Source organism: Dietzia sp. ANT_WB102, from assembly GCF_008369165.1.
Lineage (GTDB): Bacteria > Actinomycetota > Actinomycetes > Mycobacteriales > Mycobacteriaceae > Dietzia.
This window is the reverse complement of record NZ_VOBA01000001.1, coordinates 2,010,247-2,031,210: the sequence shown is the minus strand read 5'-3', so window position 1 is coordinate 2,031,210 and position 20,964 is coordinate 2,010,247. Positions and strand designations below refer to the sequence as shown.

The window sequence follows — 20,964 nt, the reverse complement described above, 5'->3', positions numbered from 1 at the left end:
ACCTCCTGCGACCGTCAATTCTCGCGCTCAGTCAGCGATTACCCGCGGGGAGAGTCAGTACCCGTGCGAGTCCAACCAATAGTTCGCCAGCGAAACGGGGGTTGCGGAACCGAATTCGATTCCCAGCAGCAGGTCTCGGATGTCATCGGTGGTGAGCTCACCACTGATCCTGTTGATCAGGGCGAGCTGGTCCTCCGAGAGCGAGCCCTTGCGGAAGATCGGAACCAGGTTCTGGGCGAGAACAGCGTCGTCGTCGTCGTCCAGAGTCACGATGTCCTCCGGATGCAGGATTGGGTCGGCCGACTGGACTAATCCCACCCCGATCTCCCCTGCCCGCAGTGCCTCGAACACTGCGCGGGGGTTCGGGCCGATCGTCACGCGACGGCCGAAACCACAGTCATACGTGGCACCGACGGCGGAGGCCAGCTCTCGGTCCGCCAGAGCCTCCTCCCGCGCCCCGAGGACGAACTCACCGCACCTCCCGGCAAGATCCGACATCGTCCGAATACCTCGCGACGCCGATGTATGCCGGGTGACCACATACACTGGGGCGTCCTCGGCCGGCGCAGGATCCGCGGCGGTCACACCCTCTGGGAGCGCAGCCATCATCGCTGCGTACACCTCGTCGGCCGCGACCGCGGTGGAATTCCGATCGAACGTCCTGAGCAACTCACCGGTGAACCCGACCGTGAAAGTCGACTCCCCCGCCACCACTGACTCGATGACCTCGTCCTCGGTCCCCGATTGCGGGCGTGCGGTTACCCGCCAGCCGGAGCGCACGAGAGCGTTGCCGTAGATATGACCGACGATCTCGGCCTCACCGAATGAGGCTGTCTCGACCACCACCACCGGCTCGTCCCGGTGCGCAGGGACGATCGATGACTGCGCCTGGCAGCCGGACAACGCCATCGTCACGACTCCCACGAGCACCACCACGCCCCGCCCGATTCGCTCCCTCGACCGCTGCACCCGACCACACCCTTCCTCACACCGGCCGCGCCAGATAACGCGGAGATCTCCTGGGACAGTCTCCCAGCCCCGCTCGCCAGTCGTAACCCCGAGGTCCCGCCCGACGGATAGTCTCAGACGAGACGAGGAAGGGGGGCTGCGTGCCCGCGATCCCACCACAACGTCCGACCCCCCCAGAACCGGACGCCACACCATCCCGCCCGGCCGGACCGATCACGTCGACCCGGCCCACCGAGGTGGCGATGGTGGACTGCGCCGTCTACATAGACGGGATCCGCGACCGCCACCGCGTCACATACAGCGAGGCGATCCGTCGGGTTCGCGACATCGGTCGCGGCTTCGTCTGGATCGACCTCGTCGCCCCGGATCCCGACCTGATGGAGGATCTATCCCGGGAGCTAGGACTGCACGCACTCATCACCGAAGACGCCGCAAACGGACAGGAGCGATCCAAACTGGAGGCATACGCCGACACCCTGGTGCTCAACATGTCGACAGCGGAGTACATAGCCCACGATTCGGTCACCCAGGTCAGCGACATTGTCTCCACCGGCGAGGTAATGGTTGTCCTGGGTCTGAATTTCGTGGTAACCGTCCGACACGGCGACCAGATCGGGCTGGCCGACATCCGCTCCGGGCTCGATCTCTCCTCGAAATGGCTCGCCCAGGGGCCGGCGGCGGTGATGCACGCCGTGGCCGACCGAGTGGTCGACCACTACCTCGTAGCCACCGAGGGGATGACAGCCGACTTCGACGAACTGGAATCGGCACTCTTCGCGCCGCGTACCGCGGTGGACATCGAACAGCTCTACGTCCTCAAGCGTGAACTTCTCGAGCTCAAACACGTTATCGGGCCACTGACCCTGCCCCTGCGACGCCTGGCAGTCGATCACCTCGATCTGGTCCCCCCGGAGATCCGTCATTACTTCCGCGACGTCCAGGACCATCACGCCCTGGCGGCAGCGGAGGTCACGACGTTGGACGAACGGAGCACCTCCCTCGTGGGTGCAGCGATGACCATCGTCGGGGTGCAACAGAACACCGACATGCGCAAGATCTCCGCCTGGGTTGCCATCGCCGCCGTACCGACGATGATCGCGGGCATCTACGGAATGAACTTCCGACACATGCCCGAGCTTGACACACGGTACGGGTACTACGTGGTGCTCGGGGTCATGGTCGCGATGTGTACCGGACTCTTCCTACTCTTCCGCAAGAACCGCTGGCTCTGATCAGTGGGTCAACCCTGGATTGACGGCCGACCGGCCCGGATCGGTGACGTCGATGCCGGCCTCATCCCACGCCTCCTCGAGTTCCGCCGCACCCTTCATCCGCACCCACGCCGCCTCCGTGTGGGTGACCGGTATAGCCCGGAACACCGTGACCGGCGCGATGTCACCGGGTAGAGGGACGTCCGGGATCTCGGGAGCACGCAGAACGACAGCGGTGAAGGCCGCACCGGGCCAGAGCGGCTCGCCCAAGTCGATCAGCGCCCCCTCTGACAGCACCAATCCCTCGACGGCGGGGGCAGCGGCAAGCACCGCCAGCGCGCGGACAAGACCGTCCACGCCACCGCGCAGGACGAGACTCAGCTCCGCACGCGGGGCGGTGGGGTCAGGAACGAGAGCGGAAGGGTCCCCCATCGGTTCGGCGGAACACCCGAGCGAGATGTACCGCACCACGCCCGACTCGACGTCCACGAACCGTAGGATCCTGATCGGCGGAGCCCCGAGGAACGTCACCGACGCCTCCTGTGGCTCCGGTCCGTAGTGCTCGATCAGGTGAGCGCGGACGGCGGCGAGGACGTCCGGGGCACCGGCCGGACCACCGGTCAGCACTATTTGAGCCCGAGACGCGCGAGCTCGTCGCGCACCCGCTCCGCGTTGGCGGGCTCGCACAGGACGTCGTACCGCCCCGCGACCAGTTGAGACGTGGACGCGAAATCGCGCTTCCCCCTGGTGGCGGCATAGGAAAGGGACGCCGAGACCACGCCGAACACAGAGCCACCGACCAGGCCGGTTAACACGACTCCCCACATGGGCTGTGTGAAGATTCCCAGCAACAAGCCGATGAAGAGCCCGAGCCATGCACCCGTAGCCAGACCGCCGAGCAGTACCTTGGGCCAGGTGAGCCGGCCGGTCACCCGCTCCACCTGCATGAGATCGACTCCCACGATGGTGACCTCGTGGACGGGGAACTCCTCATCCGCGAGGTGGTCGACCGCAGCCTGGGCCTGAGCGTAGGTGGGGTACGAGCCGACCACCCAACCGGTCGGTGGCGTGGGCAGCCCTGGCGTCTGTCCAGCCCGGGCCCTCCCGCCTGCGGGGTTTACTGGAGAGCTCATTCCCTACGTCCTTCCGAGTCCGTTTCTGTACCGGCCTGGTCCGATATGTCCATCCCGGCCGCACGGCCCCGCGCGGAGACGACCAGTGCCATCTTACGGCTGGCTTCGTCGAGCATCTCGTCGCCGAACATCACCGCGCCCCGAGCCCCGCCCTCGACAGACGTCGACCGGGCGTAGGCCGCGAGGATGGCCTCGGCCTTGTCGAACTCTTCCTGGCGGGGGCTGAATACTTCGTTGCCCGCGTCGACCTGAGCCGGGTGCAGCACCCACTTGCCGTCGAAGCCGAGCGCTGCGGTGCGGGCAGCTGCGCGACGGAACCCCTCCTCGTCCCGCACTTTGAGGTACGGACCGTCAATCGCCTGGAGTCCGTGGGCCCGGGCCGCGACGAGGATCGCCATGAGCACGTGGTGGTAGGCGTCGCCGGGGGCATAGCCCTCCGGTTGCTCGCCCACGGTCAGCGTGCGCATACCGATGGAGGCCATGAAGTCGGCTGGGCCGAATACCAGGGTCACCACGCGCGGACTCGCCGTCGCGATCTGGTTGATGTTGGTCAGCCCCAGGGCGTCTTCGATCTGGGGCTCAATCCCGATATGACCGACCGGCAGACCCGCCGCCTTCTCGACCTGGGTCAGAACCAGGTCCAGGGCGACAACCTCCGCTGCGGACCGTGCCTTGGGCAGCAGCAGCGCGTCGATCCGGGCGCCGGCCTGACCAACTACCTCGGTGACGTCTCGCACGGTGTACTCGGTATCCCACGCGTTGACGCGTACCACCACGGTGGGTGCAGAGAAGTCGCCACCGTTCAGGGCTGCCACCACGTTCTGACGGGCGTCTTCCTTGGCGGGGCCTGCCACGGCGTCCTCAAGGTCAAGGAAGACCTCGTCCACCGGTAGGCCCCGGGCCTTATCGATCATCTTTGTACTGCTGCCAGGTACAGCGAGAACCGTTCGTCGTGGACGTGCGCGGAGTGCGGAGATCGCCGCGGCGGCATCCTCCGACGGTGCGGGCGTCGCGTGGGGGGCTGCGGTCATCGTGGGTAGCACTCCCTTACGTCCGGTATGGCGGGCGGCCGCCGCCCACCGGTGACTAACCTGTTCGTCATGACGAACCTCAATAAGGCCTTCGTCGCTAGGCTAGCCGGACTGCCGGTGATCGGCCCTGACGGGGACGACATCGGGCGGATCCGGGATGTCGTGGTGACGATGCGATCCCGGCACAAGCCCCCCCGGGTCATCGGCCTTGTGGTCGAGCTGCCTACACGTCGACGAATCTTCGTGCCGATGCTCAGAGTCGCCTCGATAGATCCTCGTTCTGTCTCCCTGGTCTCAGGCACCATCAATCTGCACCGGTTCCAATCGCGACCCGGGGAGAACCTGGTACTCGGGACGCTGGTGGAATCCGTGATCGGGATCGAGAAGGATCAGGTCGGGCCCGATCAGTCGGACCACGAGAAGAAGGATGTCCGCTACCAGGTCGTGGACGTCGAGATCGAACGTCAACGCTCACGGGACTGGCTCGTGTCCCGGCTCGCGGTACGCGCGCGGCGCGGGCGCACCTCACTCGGCCGCCGCGGCGAGGTGTCGATCCACCCGTGGAGCCGGGTCCGAGGCCTCGACGACGACGCCATCGGCACCCCGGAGCACAGCGCAGCGAGCCTGGTCGAGCGGTACGCCGACCTCCGCCCGGCCGACGTGGCGCACGCGCTGCGCGAACTGCCGGAGGTTCGTCGGCTGGAGGTCGCCCGGACCCTGGACGACGAGCGACTGGCCGACATCCTTCAGGAGTTGCCCCACGACGAGCAGACCGAGATCGTCACCCGGCTGGAGCTGGAGCGTGCCGCTGATGTGCTCGAGGCGATGGATCCCGATGACGTGGCCGATCTGCTGGGTGAGCTGCCCGAGAAGGACGCCGAGTCGTTCCTGGAGCGGATGAACCCCGAAGATTCCGCTCCCGTCCGGCGTCTCCTCTCGTTCGACGCGGACACCGCTGGCGGGCTCATGACCCCCGAGCCGATCATCCTGCCGCCACAGACGACGGTCGCCGAGGCACTGGCCCACTGCCGAAACCCCGACCTCAGTCCCGCGCTCGCGAGCCTGGTCTTTGTCGTCCGGCCACCCACCGCAACACCGACAGGTAAGTATCTCGGGTGTGTTCACATCCAGGCACTACTGCGGGAGTTGCCGTCGACGATGGTGGCCGAGACCGTCGACACCAGCCTGTCCACCTTGCGTCCCACTGACTCGGTGGACTCCGTGACCAGATTCTTCGCCACCTACAACCTGGTGTGTGGACCGGTCGTCGACGACGAGGGGCACCTGCTCGGCGCCGTGGCGGTCGACGACCTCTTGGACCATGTCCTGCCGGAGGACTGGCGTGACATGGACCTGCACGACGACGGGGAGACGCTCAGATGACCGAACCAACCACCCGGTCACCCCTCTCGACCCCGGTGACCTCGCGCCGACCGCGGATCAGCTTCGACTCCGACGCAGTCGGACGCTACAGCGAGTCCGTCGCGAGATTCTTCGGAACCGGTACCTACCTGCTCATCCAGACATGTGTGGTGATCGTCTGGATCATCATTAACGTCGCGGTGGTCGCACTGCGCTTCGACCCCTATCCGTTCATCCTGCTCAATCTCGCGTTTTCCACCCAGGCCGCCTATGCCGCCCCGCTCATCCTGCTCGCGCAGAACCGGCAGGAAGATCGCGACAAGGCGTCCGTGACGGAGGACCGCCTGCGCGCCACCCAGACCAAGGCGGACACCGAGTTCCTCGCCCGCGAACTCGCGTCCGTCCGGATTTCTGTCGGAGACACGGTCACCCGCGATTACCTGAGGCGCGAACTCGACGACCTTCGTGATTCCGTCGAACGGATCGAGGCCCTCCTCGTCGGACTCGGATCCGGCGAAAGTAACGCCGATGACCGTTAAAGCGATTCAGACGACAGGGGCCGGGGGTAGTCTCGGCGAGGCCGCATCATCGCGGGGCGCAGCACTCGCTGCGCAGCCCGGGAAGTCGTAGGGGGATAGTTTTGCGCCACTTCGCGCACACAGCCGATCGTCGGGTTCTGACCAGTGCCGCTGTCACCGCGAGCGCAATCGCCGTGCTCGCGACTGTGGGACTGACCATGGACACCAGCCGATCTGCGCCACCGGACATCGCGCCGCTGGCCGAATCCTCCCCCAGCACGCCGACGGTGACCGAGTCTCCACTCACTGCCGAATCGACCCCGGAAGCTGAGCCCGCCGCACCGGAGGATTCCGGTGCACTCCACATCGAGCCCGCGACCATCCCGGACGGGCCGTTGGGGATCCCGGGCATCGCACTCGACGCCTATCACCGGGCGACGGATCGTCTCAACGCCGCGAATCCCGCCTGTGAGATGGATTGGACACTCCTGGCCGGGATCGGCCAGGTCGAGTCCAACCAGGGTCGCGGCCAGTTCGACGTCCACGGCAACACCATCGGTCGCATCCTCGGCCCTCGCCTCGACGGGAGCGTTCCGGGCACAGCCGTCATCACTGACACCGACGGTGGTCGGTTCGACGGTGATCCGGAATTCGACCGCGCGGTCGGCCCCGTGCAGTTCATCCCCTCCACGTGGGCCCTGCTTGGTCGCGACGGAAATGATGACGGAGTGGCCGACCCGAACAACATCTACGACGGTGCACTGGCGGCAGCGACTCTGCTGTGTGGCCAGGGAGGGTCGATGGCGGATCCGGCGGCCCGCACCCGCGCGGTCCTGGCCTACAACAACTCCCTGGCCTATGTTGCCAACGTGAACGCCTGGGCCCACGGCTACGCGGTCAATGCGTTCCCGCTACCGTCTGATCTGCCGGAAATCCACCGGCCCGAACCCACCATCGAACCTCCGAAGCTGCCCGAGCGATGCCCGGACGGTTGGGAGGGCAAACCCACCGCCGCACCCGAGCCGGCCGCGCCGGGTGAGCCCCAACTCCCGGTGCCCGGTTGCTCGGAAGTCACTCCCCCGGCTGCGCCGCCGGCACCCAGCACCTCGCCTACGCCTACGCCTACGCCGGGACACGAGGCTCCTCCCGCGGCAGCGCCTGCGGTTCCTGCCCCGCCGGGTCTGCCCGTGTTCGAGTTGCCCTGTATCCCTCCCTTCTGTGCGCCACCGCCCCCCGCCTGAATCGTCACGGGATGCCGTGACGCCTAGACTCGGGGCATCATGAGTGCACCCAGCGAAGAACTGATCCGCGCCGCTCTGGCGAAGGTCGATGACCCGGAGATCCGCAAGCCGCTCACGGAACTCGGCATGGTCAAGGGCGTCGAGGTTGACCCCGCTACCGGCCGGGTCGACGTCGGCATCTACCTGACCGTCGCGACATGTCCGATGCGCGACACCATCACCGACCGCGTCCGCTCCGCGGTCTCCGATGTCCCGGGCGTAGGTGAGGTGAAAGTCGAACTCGACGTGATGAGCGACGAGCAGCGCACCGAACTGCGAAAGCATCTGCGGGGCGACGCCGCCGAGCCGGTCATCCCGTTCGCCCAACCCGGCAACCTGACCCGCGTCTACGCGGTCGCCTCCGGCAAGGGCGGGGTGGGCAAGTCCACCGCGACAGTCAACCTCGCGACGGCCCTCGCGTCACGCGGCCTGTCCGTGGGTGTACTTGACGCCGACATCTACGGTCACTCGATTCCGCGGATGCTGGGTACCGACGCTCGGCCGACCCAGGTGGAGCAGATGATCCTGCCGCCCGTCGCGCACGAGGTGAAGGTCATCTCGATCGCACAGTTCACCAAGGGCAACACGCCTGTGGTGTGGCGCGGGCCCATGCTGCACCGTGCACTCCAGCAGTTCCTCGCCGACGTGTACTGGGGGGACCTCGACGTCCTCCTTATGGACCTGCCCCCGGGTACCGGCGACGTGGCCATCTCGATCGCCCAACTCATCCCATCCGCAGAGATCCTTGTGGTCACCACGCCGCAACAGGCCGCCGCGGAAGTGGCCGAGCGAGCCGGCTCGATCGCACTCCAGACCCGCCAGCGCATCGCCGGTGTCATCGAGAACATGTCGTGGCTCGAACTGCCCGACGGAACGAGGATGGACGTCTTCGGCACGGGTGGCGGCGCCGAGGTGGCGGCCAACCTTTCCCGCTCGGTTGGTGCACCCGTCTCGTTGCTGGGCCAGATTCCATTGGAGCAGGCCGTGCGCGAGCACGGGGATGAGGGCACGCCGATCGTCCTCGCCGAGCCGGACTCTCCGTCCGGACGCGCATACCGCGAGATCGCTGACGGCTTGGCCGTGCGGCCGCGGGGCCTGGCCGGCATGAACCTCGGGATCGACACCACTCGACACCTCTGAGTCACGGAGCGGCCGGGGTTCAGCCTTCCGGCCGCTCCGCGGGCACCCAGGGCACCAGCACGGTGCTCTGTTCTGCGGGGGCTACCTCGGGTGGAAGCGCAGAAGATCTATGTCGCGTCGCTGTCCCAGATGGGACCGGAAGACGGAGTCGGCGCGGGCTCGTCTCCCACAGGTGTGGATTCAGCCGGGCGCGGCGCAGTCGACCGGCGCGGTTCCGCAGCTGGGCTTCCCGCCGGCGCAGCAGCCCCGAAGTCCCCCGAGAACAGGGAGTCGTCACCGTCCAGCAGGTGCTTGGTGACCATCGCCCGCGGACTCAGACCGCGCAGGTCGTTGAGTTGCTTGAGGGGCTCGCGAAACTCCTCGAACTCCGTCCCATAGTCGTCCTTGAGCTGCTGTTGCGCGCTACTGGCGAATTCACGGACCTTCCGGATCGCCGAGGCCAGCCAGCGGGCAGCCTCGGGTAGACGCTCGGGTCCAAGAACGACCAACGCCACCACGCCGAGCACCAGGAGCTCGGACCACCCCACGTTTGTGAACATCGCTGCCCAGGATACGTGGCCAGGCCCACGGGCGGGAGCCCGATCTGTTGCCGATCCCCCACTGCGGTCAGCCCAGGGTCGGATGCACGGTCAATTCGACCCGTGTCCCGCCGCGGATGACCTCGACCGGGACGTCATCGTCGGCTCCGGCACGGCGGACGGCAACCACCAGTTCGTCCGAAGAACGCACACGCCGCTCGCCGACCCGGGTCACCACGTCTCCTTCGCGCAGACCACTCTCCTGCGCGGGAGACCCGTCTCGGACGTTGACGATCTCTGCGCCCTCGACGGCCCCGTTGTCCGCCTTGCGAGCGTTGACGCCGATGGTGGCGTGGCGGGCGGTGCCTTCGGTCATCAGGGACGTCGCTATGTCGCGCACGTCGTTGACCGGGATGGCGAACCCGAGCCCGATGGAGCCTCCGGACTGGGTGAAGATGGAGGTGTTGATACCGATGACCGCACCGGCACCGTCGATGAGCGGACCTCCGGAGTTTCCCGGGTTGATCGCAGCGTCGGTCTGGATCGCGTCGATCACGACGTCCTCGTCGGAGGTGGACTCCCCGAGGGCGATCGGCCGCTGCGTCGCGGAGACGATGCCCTCGGTGACCGTCCGCGCGAGCCCGAGCGGCGAACCGATGGCGATGACCTGCTCCCCCACCTCGACGTTGTCCGAGTCGCCCAGCGTGGCGACGGTGAGGTTCTGGATGTCCTTAACCTTGAGAACCGCGAGGTCCGTGGCCGGGTCACGCCCGACCATCTCGGCGGGGGCTCTGGAGCCGTCGGGAAAGATGACGTCGATGTCCGCGCGGTCGGCGGCGCCATCCATGGTGACGACGTGGTTGTTCGTGACGATGTAGCCCTGCGGGTCGATAACGATCCCCGATCCCTCGCCTCGTGCGGACGGGGTCGACACCTGGATATTGACCACAGCCGGTTGGACCCGCTGTGCAACCTCACCGACCAGGTTGTCGGGACGCAGGACCTTCTCCGGTGCGTCGGCGATCCGGACGGTGGAGGTTGTCAGGACGCGGGCGGAGTCCGCGACGATGGCGCCGACGGCGCCGCCTACCAGTGCGACGACTGCGACGGCGGCGACTGCCCCAGCCAGGGACTGCCGGCTCAGTCGACGGTCGTACAGTGCTTCGGACAGCGACAGCTTCGGAGCCGGGGCCTCGTTCGCGCCGGACAGATCGACCGTGCCGGGCTCCTGCGTCGTGGGCATCGCGGGGACGCCGTAACCGACCGGGGCGTTCGGGTCTCGCCACGGGTCTGGTGTGGGCGGGGGCAGGGTGTCGGAGTCGTCCTGCCACGTCGGATGGCGCTCGATACCCCGGGCGGTCCCCGGGCCGGGGGCGAAGGCCTGGGCCAAGACCGGGTCGGCGTCCCGCAGGGGGGAGGGGCGGTAGTCGCCGACGTCGCTCTCTCGGGATGGATCAAATCCACCCGTGACCCCGACGGGCCGGGAGAACCGAGCGACGACGTCCTCATCTATGTCAGGCCGATGGATCGGAGCGGGTTCACGAAGCGGGCGGTCGGGTTCCCCGTCCCGCGTCGCGTGCCCGGGCACGCCTATGTCGTCCTCCACTCGGACCACCCTAGTGGCCGCGGCGCCACAACCGGCGCAGCAGTCTCGCCCAGTCGACGCGCCGGTCGACGTGACCGTCGTTCCCGGCAGCGAACACGCGAGGGGGTGGCCCGGCGGGATCGGGTGTGCCCTCGAGCGATCGCAGCCGTTCGAGGAGTTCGGGGGGCATCTGTATGGGGCCGGAGCCGCGCAGGACGCGACGTGCCTCGCGCTGATCGTCGACTTCCTGGCGACAGAGCTCACACCGGGCAAGGTGGGCATCTGCGCGCGCCTGCCCGGCGGCGGGAAGTTGCCCGTCGACATAGGCCGCGGCAGCTTCTATGGACAGGTGATCGGTGGATAGGAAGCTCTCCCTGGAGCGGGGCGGGCCGGTCGAGCCGACCACTTCCCGAGCTGAGTCGTACGACAATGTGAACTCGGGCCCGGGTCGGGGGCCGCGGTCCCGCCCGCGCCTATAGCGGTGTCCGTCCACGCCCCTGCCCCCTCTCCGGTCGTCACGCCGGTGCGCCGGCGACCCCGTCGAGGTGATCAACGTCCGGCACCCCTGACGAGTTCCCGGCCCGCACGCGCTCAGTCTCCGCGGGGTCGATTCGGTCGACCGGCAGCGTGCGATCAGTCGATGCGCTGGTGGGCGCTGGTCACCCCTGCGGCCTCGAGTTCGGCCCGCAACGCGGCGCGGCCTCGGTGGATCCGGCTCCGGACGGTGCCCATCTTGACGCCCAAGATCCGGCCGACCTCCTCGTAGCTGAGGTCTTCGATGTCGCTGAGAACCACGGCTGCGCGGAACTCCGGCGACAAGTTGGCCAGTGCGGTCTGCAGGACGGGGTCGAACGTCTCCTCCGACAACACCTGCTCGGGGCTTCGTTCACGACCGGGCACGCGTTCGGCGTCGTCGGGCAGCGCCTCGAAGCGGATGCGGCCGCGACGGCGTGCGGAGTCGAGGAAGAGGTTCGTGACGATGCGGTGCATCCAGCCCTCGAAGGTTCCCGGCTTGTAGCGGTCCAACGAGCGGAACACCCTGATGAACGCCTCCTGCGTGATGTCCTCAGCGTCGTGGGCGTTCCCGCATAGTCGATACGCCAGCCGGTACACACGGTCGCCGTGCTGCGCGACGAGTTGCGACCAGGACGGCATGTCTGCGGCGTCGCCGGTGGCATCGAAGCGTGCGGTCCCGAGGTGCTCCTCGGTGGCGACCGGAGCGATCATCGTCCCGTACACGGTTCTTGAATACATACGCTGCCGCCGCCTTCCGGCCCGGACCGGAGCCCGCGCGGTGGTGCGCCGCGCCCTCGTGGCGCAGCGTTACCCCACCCTGCACCATGGGGCTTGCCTCACGATAGACACGAACTGATACATAGCTGAGAGTCTGATACCGATCCGATCACCGCGCGTTGGTCACCGTTCGCACCCCTGACGGCGATACGCTGGCCAGGTGTCCGATTCTTCTGACGTCCCCACCACCGATAGCTCCGGCCTCGACGCGGTGGCTCGCCGTAGCGCCGCCCTCGTCGACGACTCCCTGTACGCGTCCGCACGGGCCGAGGCCGAGGAGCTCGGCGCCGCATCGCCGGGCGCTCTGACCGCGGATGCCATCCGCCTCATCGCCAAGCTGAACGGCACCCGCGCCGCCGTCTGCATCACCCCAGCGCCCGGCGTCCCCGCACTGGCTATCCTCGCCGCGGCGGGGCCTGGCTCCGGAGCGGTGGTCACTTGCATCACCGACGACCCACATCACCTCGACGCGGCGCGGGCGGCGGTCCGTGGGGCGGGTTACCCCTCCTCCTCCGCTCGGTACATCGCCGCCCGACCGCTCGAGGTGGCGGACAAGCTGGCGGACGGGGCCTACGACCTCGTGGTCGCCGATGTACCGGCGCACTCGGTGCCGCGCGTGATTTCGCGATCCCACCAACTCCTTCGTGCAGGCGGCGCACTGGTCCTGATCGGCGAACATGCGCCACTGCCCGAGGACGCGGACCTGCCCGGGAGCGCGCACATCACGGTGCTGCCGGTGGGGACCGGCCTCACCGTCGTCACCCTCTGAGGAGTCTTCCTTCGACAAGTTACCCTCGACGACGTCGCCCGCTGAGTGGTCGCCCTGGGAGGAGTCAGCCCGGCAGCGTGGTGACGGTATTCTTCGCCACGCTCACCACTCCCCCCGCGCTCACCGGGAACCGACTGCGGTCGCGTTCGTGGTCCACGCCGATGAGGTCCCCGTCGCCGATGTGACAGTTCTTGTCGACGATCGCCTTGCGAACCACCGCCCCCCGACCAATGCGTACACCGGGCATGATGACGCTTCCCTCAACGACCGCTCCGTCCTCAACGATCACGTTGTTGGAGAGCACCGAGTTGCGAACGGTGGCGGCGGAAACGATCGTCCCCGAACCGACCATGGACTCCTGCGACATACCGCCGTTGACGAACTTCGCGGGGGGCAGGTTGTCCTGCTGGGTCCGGATGGGCCACAGAGAGTTGTAAAGGTTGAACACCGGGTGCACGGACACCAGGTCCATGTGGGCGTCATAGAACGCGTCGATGGTGCCGACGTCGCGCCAGTATCCAGCGTCGCGCTCGGTCTCCCCTGGCACATGGTTCAGGGCGAAGTCGTAGACGTAGGCTCGCTCCTGCTCCACGAGGGCGGGGATGATGTCGCCGCCCATGTCGTGGGTGGAATCGGGTTTCTCCGCGTCCGCCTTGAGCGCCTCGATGAGCGCCTCGGTGGTGAAGATGTAGTTGCCCATGGACGCGAAGGTCGCGTCCGGATCGTCCGGCGTCCCCGGGGGGTCGGTGGGCTTCTCCACCCAGCCTCGGATCAGGTCGTCCTCCCCTGCGTCGATGCAGCCGAACGCGAACGCCTCACTGCGCGGGACCCGGATTCCTGCGACGGTCACCGCGGCGCCGGTGGAGATGTGGTGGTCCAGCATCTGCCTGGGATCCATCCGGTACACGTGGTCGGCGCCGAACACGACGATGTGGTCCGGCTTCTCGTCGTATACCAGGTTGAGCGACTGCAGTATCGCGTCGGCCGAACCGGTGTACCAGCGTGGTCCGAGACGTTGCTGGGCCGGGACCGGCGCGACGTACTCGCCACCCATCCCGCGCATGTGCCACACCTGAGCGATGTGGCGGTCGAGCGAATGGGACTTGTATTGCGTGAGGACACAGATCCGCATGAACCCCGCATTGACCAGGTTGCTCAACACGAAGTCGATGAGACGATAAGACCCCCCGAACGGCACCGCAGGTTTCGCGCGATCCGCCGTAAGCGGGAAGAGTCGCTTGCCCTCGCCACCGGCGAGGACGATTGCTAGGACGTGCGGCTGATTCCTCACTCCCCCACCGTAACTACTCCGAGCATCCCGGCAGAGCTCATCGCGGGGTTTGCCCCCGACACGCACGAAGTCTCCACCCCGGGGATGGGCTGTGTTCACCGGGCACGCCTCGGGCAACAGCCCGAACGACTACGTTGGCTGGTGTGCGAGTAGCGATGATGACGAGGGAATACCCGCCTGAGGTCTACGGCGGGGCTGGCGTGCACGTGACCGAACTGGTGGCCAACCTGCGGCCCCTGTGCGAGGTGGACGTGCTGTGCATGGGTGAGGACCGCGACACCGCCCGGGCCTTCCGGCCGGATCCCGAACTGGGCGCGGACGCCAACCCCGCGATCCAGACCCTCTCCGCCGGACTGCGCATGAGCATCGCGGCCGAAGCGGCGGACATCGTCCATTCGCACACCTGGTACACGGGTCTGGCCGGGCACCTCGCAGCGCAGCTCTACGGTATCCCTCACGTCGTGTCCGCCCATTCCCTCGAGCCCAGTCGGCCCTGGAAGGCCGAGCAGCTCGGCGGGGGGTACCGGGTCTCGTCGTGGTCGGAGCGCAACGCCTTTGCGCACGCCGACGCCGTGGTGGCGGTGAGCTCGCGGATGAAGGACGAGATCCTGCGCGTCTACCCGGAGATCGATCCGGACCGCATCCACGTGATCCTCAACGGCATCGACACCTCGGTGTGGTCCCCCGTCGAGACCTTCGGCGGCGAGGACTCGGTGCTGCGCAGGAACGGAGTGGACCCGGACCGGCCGATCGTGGCGTTCGTCGGCCGGATCACACGCCAGAAGGGGGTCCCCCACCTGGTCCGTGCCGCCCGGGACTTCCACCCGGATGCCCAGCTGGTGCTGTGCGCAGGCGCCCCGGACACCCCCGAGATCGCGGCCGAGATGGAATCACTCGTGGCGGATCTGCAATCCATTCGCGACGGGGTCTTCTGGCTGCGTGACATGTTGCCGCGAGAAGAGGTCATCGAGATCCTCTCGGCCGCGTCCGTCTTCGTCTGCCCGTCTGTCTACGAACCGCTCGGCATCGTCAATCTCGAGGCCATGGCGTGCGACGCGGCAGTCGTGGCATCCGATGTCGGCGGGATACCGGAGGTGGTCGTCGACGGCGAGACCGGCCTCCTCGTCCACTACGACGAATCCGCGATCGAAGCGTTCGAGGCCGGAATCGCGGCGGCGGTCAACGACCTCGTGGCGGACCCGGCCAAAGCCGCCCGGATGGGTCGGGCGGGCAAGGAGCGGGCCGGGACCCGGTTCTCGTGGCAGGCGATCGCCGAGCAGACCCACCGGATGTACGCCTCACTGCTGTAGCGGTCCCCCAGTCGGCAGGAGCGTGTATGTCCGCACCTCGACCTGCAGCCTGACCGGACGATCCGCGGGCCCGAGCCGCTCCTCGAGACGGGCCCTCTCGAGATGCACTCCGCTCGGCCCCATGAGCGCCAGATCCACGGCAACGGACGCGGGAACCTCGGTGCGCACGTCAACGGTGCGCACTGCATCCGGCCCGAAGAGCCCAGACAAATCGGCGTCCAGACGGTCCCCCTTGCCCGGGGCCGGTTCAAGCAGGCCCCCGGCAGAGCGAAGCGGCTCGAGGTGGCCCGGCCCGGGAACGGCAACGACCAACGTCCCACCCGGGCGCAGTACCCGCGCGAATTCGGCCGGGTTCCTGGGGGCGAACACCACCTGCACCAGGTCAACGCAGGCATCCACGAGCGGGAGCCCGTCCCAGGTGTCCGCCACCAGCGCCGCCACGTCTTCGTGGACCCTGGCGAGCCGACGCGCTGCCGCGGTGGAGATCTCGGTGCCGATCCCGAGGACGTCCGACTTGAGGACGGCCGACCTTGGGGCGTCGGACCCGGGGGCGTCCGGCCCGCTCTCCTCTCTCGCAGCGAGACCGTCGCCCGTCCTCTTCTCGGTATCGCCACCGGCGCGCTTCACCGCCTCGACGACCGCCGCGAGGTAAAAGCCGGTACCGGCGCCGGGCTCGAGCACCACCGGCCGCAGCGGACCCGTGCGGGAATGGTCAGTCGTGCGCGACAGCGCCTCTCGGGCGACACCGGCGAGCGCTGCGGCCAGCGGATCGAACAGCCCCGACCGGAGGACTCGGTCACGAGCCGCCACCTGGTCCGTCCCGTCGCCCGGGAACCGCCGGCCACGGGGGCCAAAAAGACTGAGGTGCCCCTGGCGGGCCCGATCAAACGAGTGCCCGCCGGTGCACTCGACCGTCAGCCCGGAAGACTGCATGCTCTGCCCGCAAACGGGGCAGCGCAACAAGGGGACGACCCGCTCGAGAGCAGCCCGCCCGTGGCTCACTGCTGCGGCCCGCCCGTGGATCCCCGGCGGGGCCGGTCCGCGAGGTTGCGGAGAAACACGAGCAGCGTCCGGGTTGCGAACCCGGTCGCCACCGGCCCCACCTCGTCGATCTCGTCGGGTGAGCGAGCGGGCCCGGCGATGTCGAGATGCGCCCAGGGGCGACCGTCGACGAAGCCCTCGAGGAACAAGGCTGCGGTGATGGCACCGGGCCCCTTGGGAGCCTGGCGGCGGTCGGCGATGTCCGACCGTACCGCCGGGCGCAGGTCTTCGGATAGTGGCAGTCGCCACCAACGCTCCCCCGCCGCGGCGCCCGCTGCGGCGATCCTCTGCGCCAGATCGTCGTCATTCGCCATCACCGCGCCGGTCCGCATCCCCAGCGCAATCTTCATCGCCCCGGTGAGGGTGGCCACGTCCACCACGACCTCTGGGTCGCACTCGGAGATGCCGTGGGCGAGCGCGTCGGCGAGGACCATCCGGCCCTCCGCATCGGTGTTGGTGACCTCTGAGGTCGTGCCACCTACGTGGGTGACGACATCGCCCGGTCGGTAGGCGGAGCCCGACAGCATGTTCTCGGCCGACGGCACCACGACGGTGAGATCAAGATCGGCGTACCCGGGCGAGTCGTCCGCGCAGAACGCCGCGGCCGCCGCCACGACCGCGGCCGACCCCGCCATGTCCGTGCGCATGAGATGCATCCCGTCGGCTGGCTTGACCGAGATACCCCCGGTGTCGAAGGTGATGCCCTTGCCTACCAGCAGCACCCGCGGGCCGGAACCGCGCCGGCGGGCGACCAGCACGCGCGGATCGGCCGCCGATCCCGTGCCCACCGCCAGCACGCCGCCGAAGCCGCCGGAGACGAGCCCCTCGCCCTCGATGACCTCGGTCTGCATCCCCGCCGCGCCTAACGCCTCGGCCATCCGGGACACCAGCCACTCGGGCGTCTTCAGATCCGAGGGCGCCCCGGCGAGATCGCGGGCCACCGCGGTCGCCCGGGCTGCCTCCTCGGCAGTCGCCACCGCACGGGCGACGGCACCCTCGTCGTCGTCAACGCCTCCCGTACCGGGCGCCACCTGAACGACCAGATCCGGTACGACCGAGGCGGGGTCGGCGGCGAAAACGTCCTGCCCGCGCGCACCGACGAGGTACCCCAGGACCAACTCGCCCACCCTGTCGAGCGGCACCGCACCGGGAACGGCGAGGGTCACCGGCCCCTCGACCCGCGAGTCGCGCAGGTGCCGGGCCACCGCGGCGCCGGCCCGCCGGTAGCCCAGACCGTGATCCACTGCGCCCGCCCAGCCCGCACGAGGCGCGGAGGCATCCAGTTCGACCTCCACCACCGGCCTCCCGTCGCGCACGGACACCCGCGCCTCGACGGCGAGCCCGCGTGGCGTGCGCCCGGGCTCGGGGGGCCGCGTCACGACCGGCATGGCCCCATCAGGTGCCAGACCGGTGACGACACGGACCGCTGGCAGTGGACGACTGGGAACGACGGACATCGGGGAGGCCTTCCAAGAAATGAGGCGGCGCATCCGCCACGAGGGTCGGATGCGCCAGCATCAGTGAGATAATCGATCAGGAGATGGCCTGCGACAGCTCCTCGCTGAGCGACTTCGCCTCGTCGGGGGTCAGCTCGACGACGAGGCGTCCGCCACCCTCCAGCGGGACGCGCATGACGATCCCACGGCCTTCCTTGGCCGCTTCCATCGGTCCGTCACCGGTCCTGGGCTTCATAGCCGCCATCGAGTCGTTTCCCTTCGTCCTTGTCCGCGGTCCGGCGCACTCATAGGGCGCCGGATCCACGATCGGTACTGCTGAGTGGATGATTACGATTCTAGCGTGTTCGGCCGTGTCCGGATGCCGTAGCGGAACGACCGTCCATCACGGCCCCTGCCTCATTTGCCGCATTCCCCTCTCCCGCGGGGAGATCCCCACCCACGAGAGCACGCAACCGGTCGATCTCGACCGCAGCCTGCTCCAGTGCCCAGTCGACCTCCGCCATGGTGTAGCCGCGGGCGGACATCCCGAAGCGCACTGAACGGAAATCCTCCCCGGTCAGCGGCCCCGCGGGGAGATGCGTGACCGTATGGCCCCGCGACACGGGTGGCAGCACCTCAGAACGGCCGAACACCACGAGCGACAACGCGAACAGTCCCGCAGCCACGAGCAGGGTGACGACCACGTAGACGACGATGGTGAGCATGCCCGGGCTCCCCTCCTGTAGTGATGACCGCCGAGATCAGTGTGGCACACGGGCCGCGCGCGGCGGCGTGGCGAGTCAAGCCAGCCCGCGGACGGTTCGGGCAGGTCGGCGGGTCCCCACGATCGAGGCCACCATCTCGAGGACGCGCATCGTCCCCGGAACATCGTGAGTGCGGAATACCCGCGCACCAAGGTAGGCAGCGACCGCGGTGGCCGCGAACGTGCCCTCCGCCCGGTCGTCGACACCTGCGTCCAAGGTCTCGCCGATGAAGTCCTTGTTGCTCAGAGCCATGAGGACGGGGTGCCCGATAGCCACGATCTCGTCCATCCGCCGGAGTAACTCGAGGCCGTGAAAGGTGTTCTTCCCAAAGTCGTGGGTGGGGTCGATGAGGACGCCGTCCGCCGGGACTCCCGCCGCGAGGGCACTTTCGGCGGCGGCCGTGAGTTCGGTGACGACATCACGGACGACGTCGTCATACCCCACGCGGAACGGCCTTGTCCGCGGCACTGCGCCCCCCGTGTGGGAGCAGACGAACCCGGCGCCCGCCTCGGCGGCCGCGGCGAGGACCCCGGGATCGTAACCCGCCCACGTGTCGTTGACCATGTCCGCCCCGGCCGCCAACGCGCGCCTGGCGACCTCACCTCGCCAGGTGTCGATCGAGATCACGACATCCGGGTGGCGGTCGCGCACCGCCTCCACGAACGGCACGACCCTGCGGGTCTCCTCGTCGGCGTCCACCGGGTCGCCGGGACCGGCCTTGACGCCGCCGATGTCGAGGACGTCCGCCCCTGCCGCCACCACTTCCTCTACCCGGGTCATCGCAGCGGTGTCGGTGTACGTCGCCCCACGGTCGTAGAAGGAGTCCGGTGTGCGGTTGACGATCGCCATCACGAGAGGCCGGTCCACTGGCACCGGGCGGCCACACAGCGTGGGCGCCGGGCCGGCGCCGCCTCCGGTGGTGTTCACCGGCGGCCGCCACAGGCGTCCAGCGCGGCATCGAGGTCGTCGCGCACCACCAGACTCTCCAGGGCCTCGTGCTTGACCAGCCCGCGCTCTGCAAGCTCCCCGACCCAGTCGAGCAGAGGGCGGTAGAACCCGATGGGGTCGTAAAGGACCACCGGTTTGTGATGGAAACCCAAGGAGGCCGAGGTCCACATTTCGAACATCTCCTCCAAGGTGCCGATACCGCCGGGCAACGTGAGGAAGGCGTCGGAGCGCTCCTCCATCTCGCGCTTGCGTTCACGCATGGAGGTGACGACGACGAGCTCATCGGCCGCCGTGTCGGCGACCTCCCGGACTCGCAGACCTTCGGGGATGACTCCGACGGTGCGTGCACCGCCCGTGCGGACCGCCTCGGCGAGCGCGCCCATCATCGAGATGTTCCCACCTCCGGACACGAGCGACCATCCGCGTCGGGCGATGGCTCCTCCCACGTCGGTGGCGATGGCCAGGAGCTCCGGATCGGTGGTGGAAGAGGCGCAGTAGACACACACGCGACGGCCAGGGACCGGGGCCATCAGCGTTCGACCCCGCGGTGCTCCTCGCCGTACAGGTCCTCACGATCCTCCGCCGTCTGCGCCGCCCGGTGGTGGGCTTCGCAGATGTACTCCACGGCCTCCGATACGGAGTCGGTCACGAGGAACAAGTCGAGATCGGATGCCGAGATCATCCCCTGCTCGGCGAGCGTTCCGCGGATCCAGTCGGCAAGCGGGGCCCAGAAGTCCACTCCCAGCAGCACGATCGGGAATCGGGTGATCTTGTCCGTCTGTACCAGAGTGATCGCCTCGAAGAACTCGTCGAGGGTGCCGAACCCGCCTGGCGTGCACACGAATGCCTGGGTGTACTTGACGAACATCGTCTTGCGGATGAAGAAGTAGCGGAAGTGCAGACCCAAGTCCACCCACCGGTTGAGGCCCTGTTCCTCGGGCAGTTCGATGCCCAGGCCGACTGACCGTCCATTGGCTTCCCACGCACCCTTGTTGGCCGCCTCCATCTGGCCGGGCCCGCCACCGGTGACCACCGCATAGCCGGCCTCCGTCAGCGCTCGGCCGAGCTCTACCGCCTGCTCGTACGCGGGATCCCCGGGACGGGTGCGGGCTGAACCGAACACACTGACCGCGTCCGGCATCTCCGCCAACGCGCCAAAGCCGTTGACGAATTCGCTTTGTATGCGAAGGACCCGCCACGGGTCGGTGTGCAGCCAATCAGTGTCCTGGTTCTTGTCCAGTAGGCGCTGATCGGTGGTGGTGCGCTCGCCACCTTTCTCACGACGCACGAGGACTGGGCCTCGCATGTGGACGGGGTCGTTGGGGGCCATGGGCCGGGGTACTCCTTTTGTGGTGTGAGAGTGAG

At 68.1% G+C, this 20,964-nt stretch carries 23 protein-coding genes; 7 read left to right on the top strand and 16 right to left on the bottom strand.

The window, feature by feature from the left end; translation table 11 throughout:
• Positions 1–54: 54 nt before the first annotated feature.
• Positions 55–969, bottom strand: a complete 915-nt coding sequence (locus FQ137_RS09360; RefSeq protein WP_255583924.1) for a glycine betaine ABC transporter substrate-binding protein — start codon at positions 967–969, stop codon at positions 55–57.
• A 140-nt stretch (positions 970–1,109) separates the two neighbouring features.
• On the opposite strand from FQ137_RS09360, the gene FQ137_RS09355 reads away from it, so the two are divergent.
• Positions 1,110–2,201, top strand: coding sequence for a magnesium and cobalt transport protein CorA (locus FQ137_RS09355; RefSeq protein WP_370452345.1), 1,092 nt, complete (start codon positions 1,110–1,112; stop codon positions 2,199–2,201).
• On the opposite strand, the gene FQ137_RS09350 is transcribed toward FQ137_RS09355, so the two are convergent.
• The 3 genes from FQ137_RS09350 to FQ137_RS09340 are packed head-to-tail and all read right to left on the bottom strand — an operon-like array spanning position 2,202 to position 4,344.
• On the bottom strand, positions 2,202–2,807 hold the full coding sequence (locus tag FQ137_RS09350; protein WP_255583923.1) for a suppressor of fused domain protein: 606 nt from the start codon (positions 2,805–2,807) through the stop codon (positions 2,202–2,204). It abuts the gene before it with no gap.
• Positions 2,807–3,313 carry a general stress protein gene (locus FQ137_RS09345; protein ID WP_149292137.1) on the bottom strand — a complete coding sequence of 169 codons (507 nt, stop codon included), beginning with the start codon at positions 3,311–3,313 and terminating at the stop codon, positions 2,807–2,809. The genes FQ137_RS09350 and FQ137_RS09345 overlap by 1 nt, the downstream gene beginning before the upstream one ends.
• Positions 3,310–4,344, bottom strand: coding sequence for a CoA ester lyase (locus tag FQ137_RS09340; protein WP_188064872.1), 1,035 nt, complete (start codon positions 4,342–4,344; stop codon positions 3,310–3,312). The genes FQ137_RS09345 and FQ137_RS09340 overlap by 4 nt, the downstream gene beginning before the upstream one ends.
• 69 nt (positions 4,345–4,413) lie before the next feature.
• On the opposite strand from FQ137_RS09340, the gene FQ137_RS09335 reads away from it, so the two are divergent.
• The 4 genes from FQ137_RS09335 (at position 4,414) to FQ137_RS09320 (ending at position 8,644) form a co-directional block, all read left to right on the top strand.
• A complete protein-coding gene (locus tag FQ137_RS09335; RefSeq protein ID WP_149292136.1) occupies positions 4,414–5,727 on the top strand; it encodes a magnesium transporter MgtE N-terminal domain-containing protein in 1,314 nt (437 codons plus the stop codon).
• Positions 5,724–6,245 carry a DUF1003 domain-containing protein gene (locus tag FQ137_RS09330; protein WP_149292135.1) on the top strand — a complete coding sequence of 174 codons (522 nt, stop codon included), beginning with the start codon at positions 5,724–5,726 and terminating at the stop codon, positions 6,243–6,245. Before FQ137_RS09335 ends, FQ137_RS09330 begins: the two co-directional genes overlap by 4 nt.
• A gap of 197 nt (positions 6,246–6,442) precedes the next feature.
• Complete coding sequence (locus FQ137_RS09325; RefSeq protein WP_255583922.1) at positions 6,443–7,465, top strand: lytic transglycosylase domain-containing protein; 1,023 nt, start codon at positions 6,443–6,445, stop codon at positions 7,463–7,465.
• A 39-nt stretch (positions 7,466–7,504) separates the two neighbouring features.
• Positions 7,505–8,644 carry an Mrp/NBP35 family ATP-binding protein gene (locus FQ137_RS09320; RefSeq protein WP_149292133.1) on the top strand — a complete coding sequence of 380 codons (1,140 nt, stop codon included), beginning with the start codon at positions 7,505–7,507 and terminating at the stop codon, positions 8,642–8,644.
• 107 nt (positions 8,645–8,751) lie between these two features.
• On the opposite strand, the gene tatB is transcribed toward FQ137_RS09320, so the two are convergent.
• The 4 genes from tatB to sigE form a co-directional block, all read right to left on the bottom strand.
• Positions 8,752–9,183 (bottom strand): Sec-independent protein translocase protein TatB, encoded by a 432-nt coding sequence (tatB, locus tag FQ137_RS09315; protein WP_149292132.1) that lies wholly within the window; start codon positions 9,181–9,183, stop codon positions 8,752–8,754.
• Positions 9,184–9,250: 67 nt separating this feature from the next.
• Positions 9,251–10,768: a S1C family serine protease gene (locus FQ137_RS09310; RefSeq protein ID WP_255583921.1), complete on the bottom strand. Its 1,518-nt coding sequence runs from the start codon at positions 10,766–10,768 to the stop codon at positions 9,251–9,253.
• A 10-nt stretch (positions 10,769–10,778) separates the two neighbouring features.
• Positions 10,779–11,153, bottom strand: coding sequence for an anti-sigma factor (locus FQ137_RS09305; RefSeq protein WP_255583920.1), 375 nt, complete (start codon positions 11,151–11,153; stop codon positions 10,779–10,781).
• A gap of 227 nt (positions 11,154–11,380) precedes the next feature.
• Positions 11,381–12,001, bottom strand: coding sequence for an RNA polymerase sigma factor SigE (gene sigE / locus FQ137_RS09300; RefSeq protein ID WP_149292130.1), 621 nt, complete (start codon positions 11,999–12,001; stop codon positions 11,381–11,383).
• Positions 12,002–12,200: 199 nt separating this feature from the next.
• Here sigE and FQ137_RS09295 point away from each other — a divergent pair, with 199 nt between their 5' ends.
• The gene (locus tag FQ137_RS09295; protein WP_149292129.1) at positions 12,201–12,809 is read left to right on the top strand and encodes a hypothetical protein; all 609 of its coding nucleotides are present in this window, start codon (positions 12,201–12,203) and stop codon (positions 12,807–12,809) included.
• 64 nt (positions 12,810–12,873) lie between these two features.
• Here the strand turns inward: FQ137_RS09295 and glgC are convergent, their stop codons facing one another.
• Positions 12,874–14,100 (bottom strand): glucose-1-phosphate adenylyltransferase, encoded by a 1,227-nt coding sequence (gene glgC, locus FQ137_RS09290; RefSeq protein WP_149292128.1) that lies wholly within the window; start codon positions 14,098–14,100, stop codon positions 12,874–12,876.
• Positions 14,101–14,243: 143 nt separating this feature from the next.
• Here glgC and glgA point away from each other — a divergent pair, with 143 nt between their 5' ends.
• Positions 14,244–15,410, top strand: a complete 1,167-nt coding sequence (gene glgA, locus FQ137_RS09285; protein ID WP_188064870.1) for a glycogen synthase — start codon at positions 14,244–14,246, stop codon at positions 15,408–15,410.
• Here the strand turns inward: glgA and FQ137_RS09280 are convergent.
• The 7 genes from FQ137_RS09280 to FQ137_RS09250 form a co-directional block, all read right to left on the bottom strand.
• Entirely contained in the window at positions 15,399–16,412 is a 1,014-nt protein-coding gene (locus FQ137_RS09280; RefSeq protein WP_370452343.1) for a putative RNA methyltransferase, read from the bottom strand. The two genes, glgA and FQ137_RS09280, sit on opposite strands and share 12 nt — an antisense overlap.
• A complete protein-coding gene (locus FQ137_RS09275; RefSeq protein ID WP_149292125.1) occupies positions 16,409–17,908 on the bottom strand; it encodes a M17 family metallopeptidase in 1,500 nt (499 codons plus the stop codon). Before FQ137_RS09275 ends, FQ137_RS09280 begins: the two co-directional genes overlap by 4 nt.
• Before the next feature lie 76 nt (positions 17,909–17,984).
• Positions 17,985–18,152, bottom strand: a complete 168-nt coding sequence (locus FQ137_RS09270; RefSeq protein ID WP_067718434.1) for a DUF3117 domain-containing protein — start codon at positions 18,150–18,152, stop codon at positions 17,985–17,987.
• 91 nt (positions 18,153–18,243) lie between these two features.
• Entirely contained in the window at positions 18,244–18,612 is a 369-nt protein-coding gene (locus FQ137_RS09265) for a DivIVA domain-containing protein (protein ID WP_149292124.1), read from the bottom strand.
• A gap of 75 nt (positions 18,613–18,687) precedes the next feature.
• Entirely contained in the window at positions 18,688–19,500 is an 813-nt protein-coding gene (gene folP, locus FQ137_RS09260) for a dihydropteroate synthase (RefSeq protein WP_149292756.1), read from the bottom strand.
• A gap of 74 nt (positions 19,501–19,574) precedes the next feature.
• Positions 19,575–20,129, bottom strand: a complete 555-nt coding sequence (locus tag FQ137_RS09255; RefSeq protein ID WP_149292123.1) for a TIGR00730 family Rossman fold protein — start codon at positions 20,127–20,129, stop codon at positions 19,575–19,577.
• On the bottom strand, positions 20,129–20,929 hold the full coding sequence (locus FQ137_RS09250; protein WP_149292122.1) for a TIGR00730 family Rossman fold protein: 801 nt from the start codon (positions 20,927–20,929) through the stop codon (positions 20,129–20,131). The genes FQ137_RS09255 and FQ137_RS09250 overlap by 1 nt, the downstream gene beginning before the upstream one ends.
• Positions 20,930–20,964 lie beyond the last annotated feature (35 nt).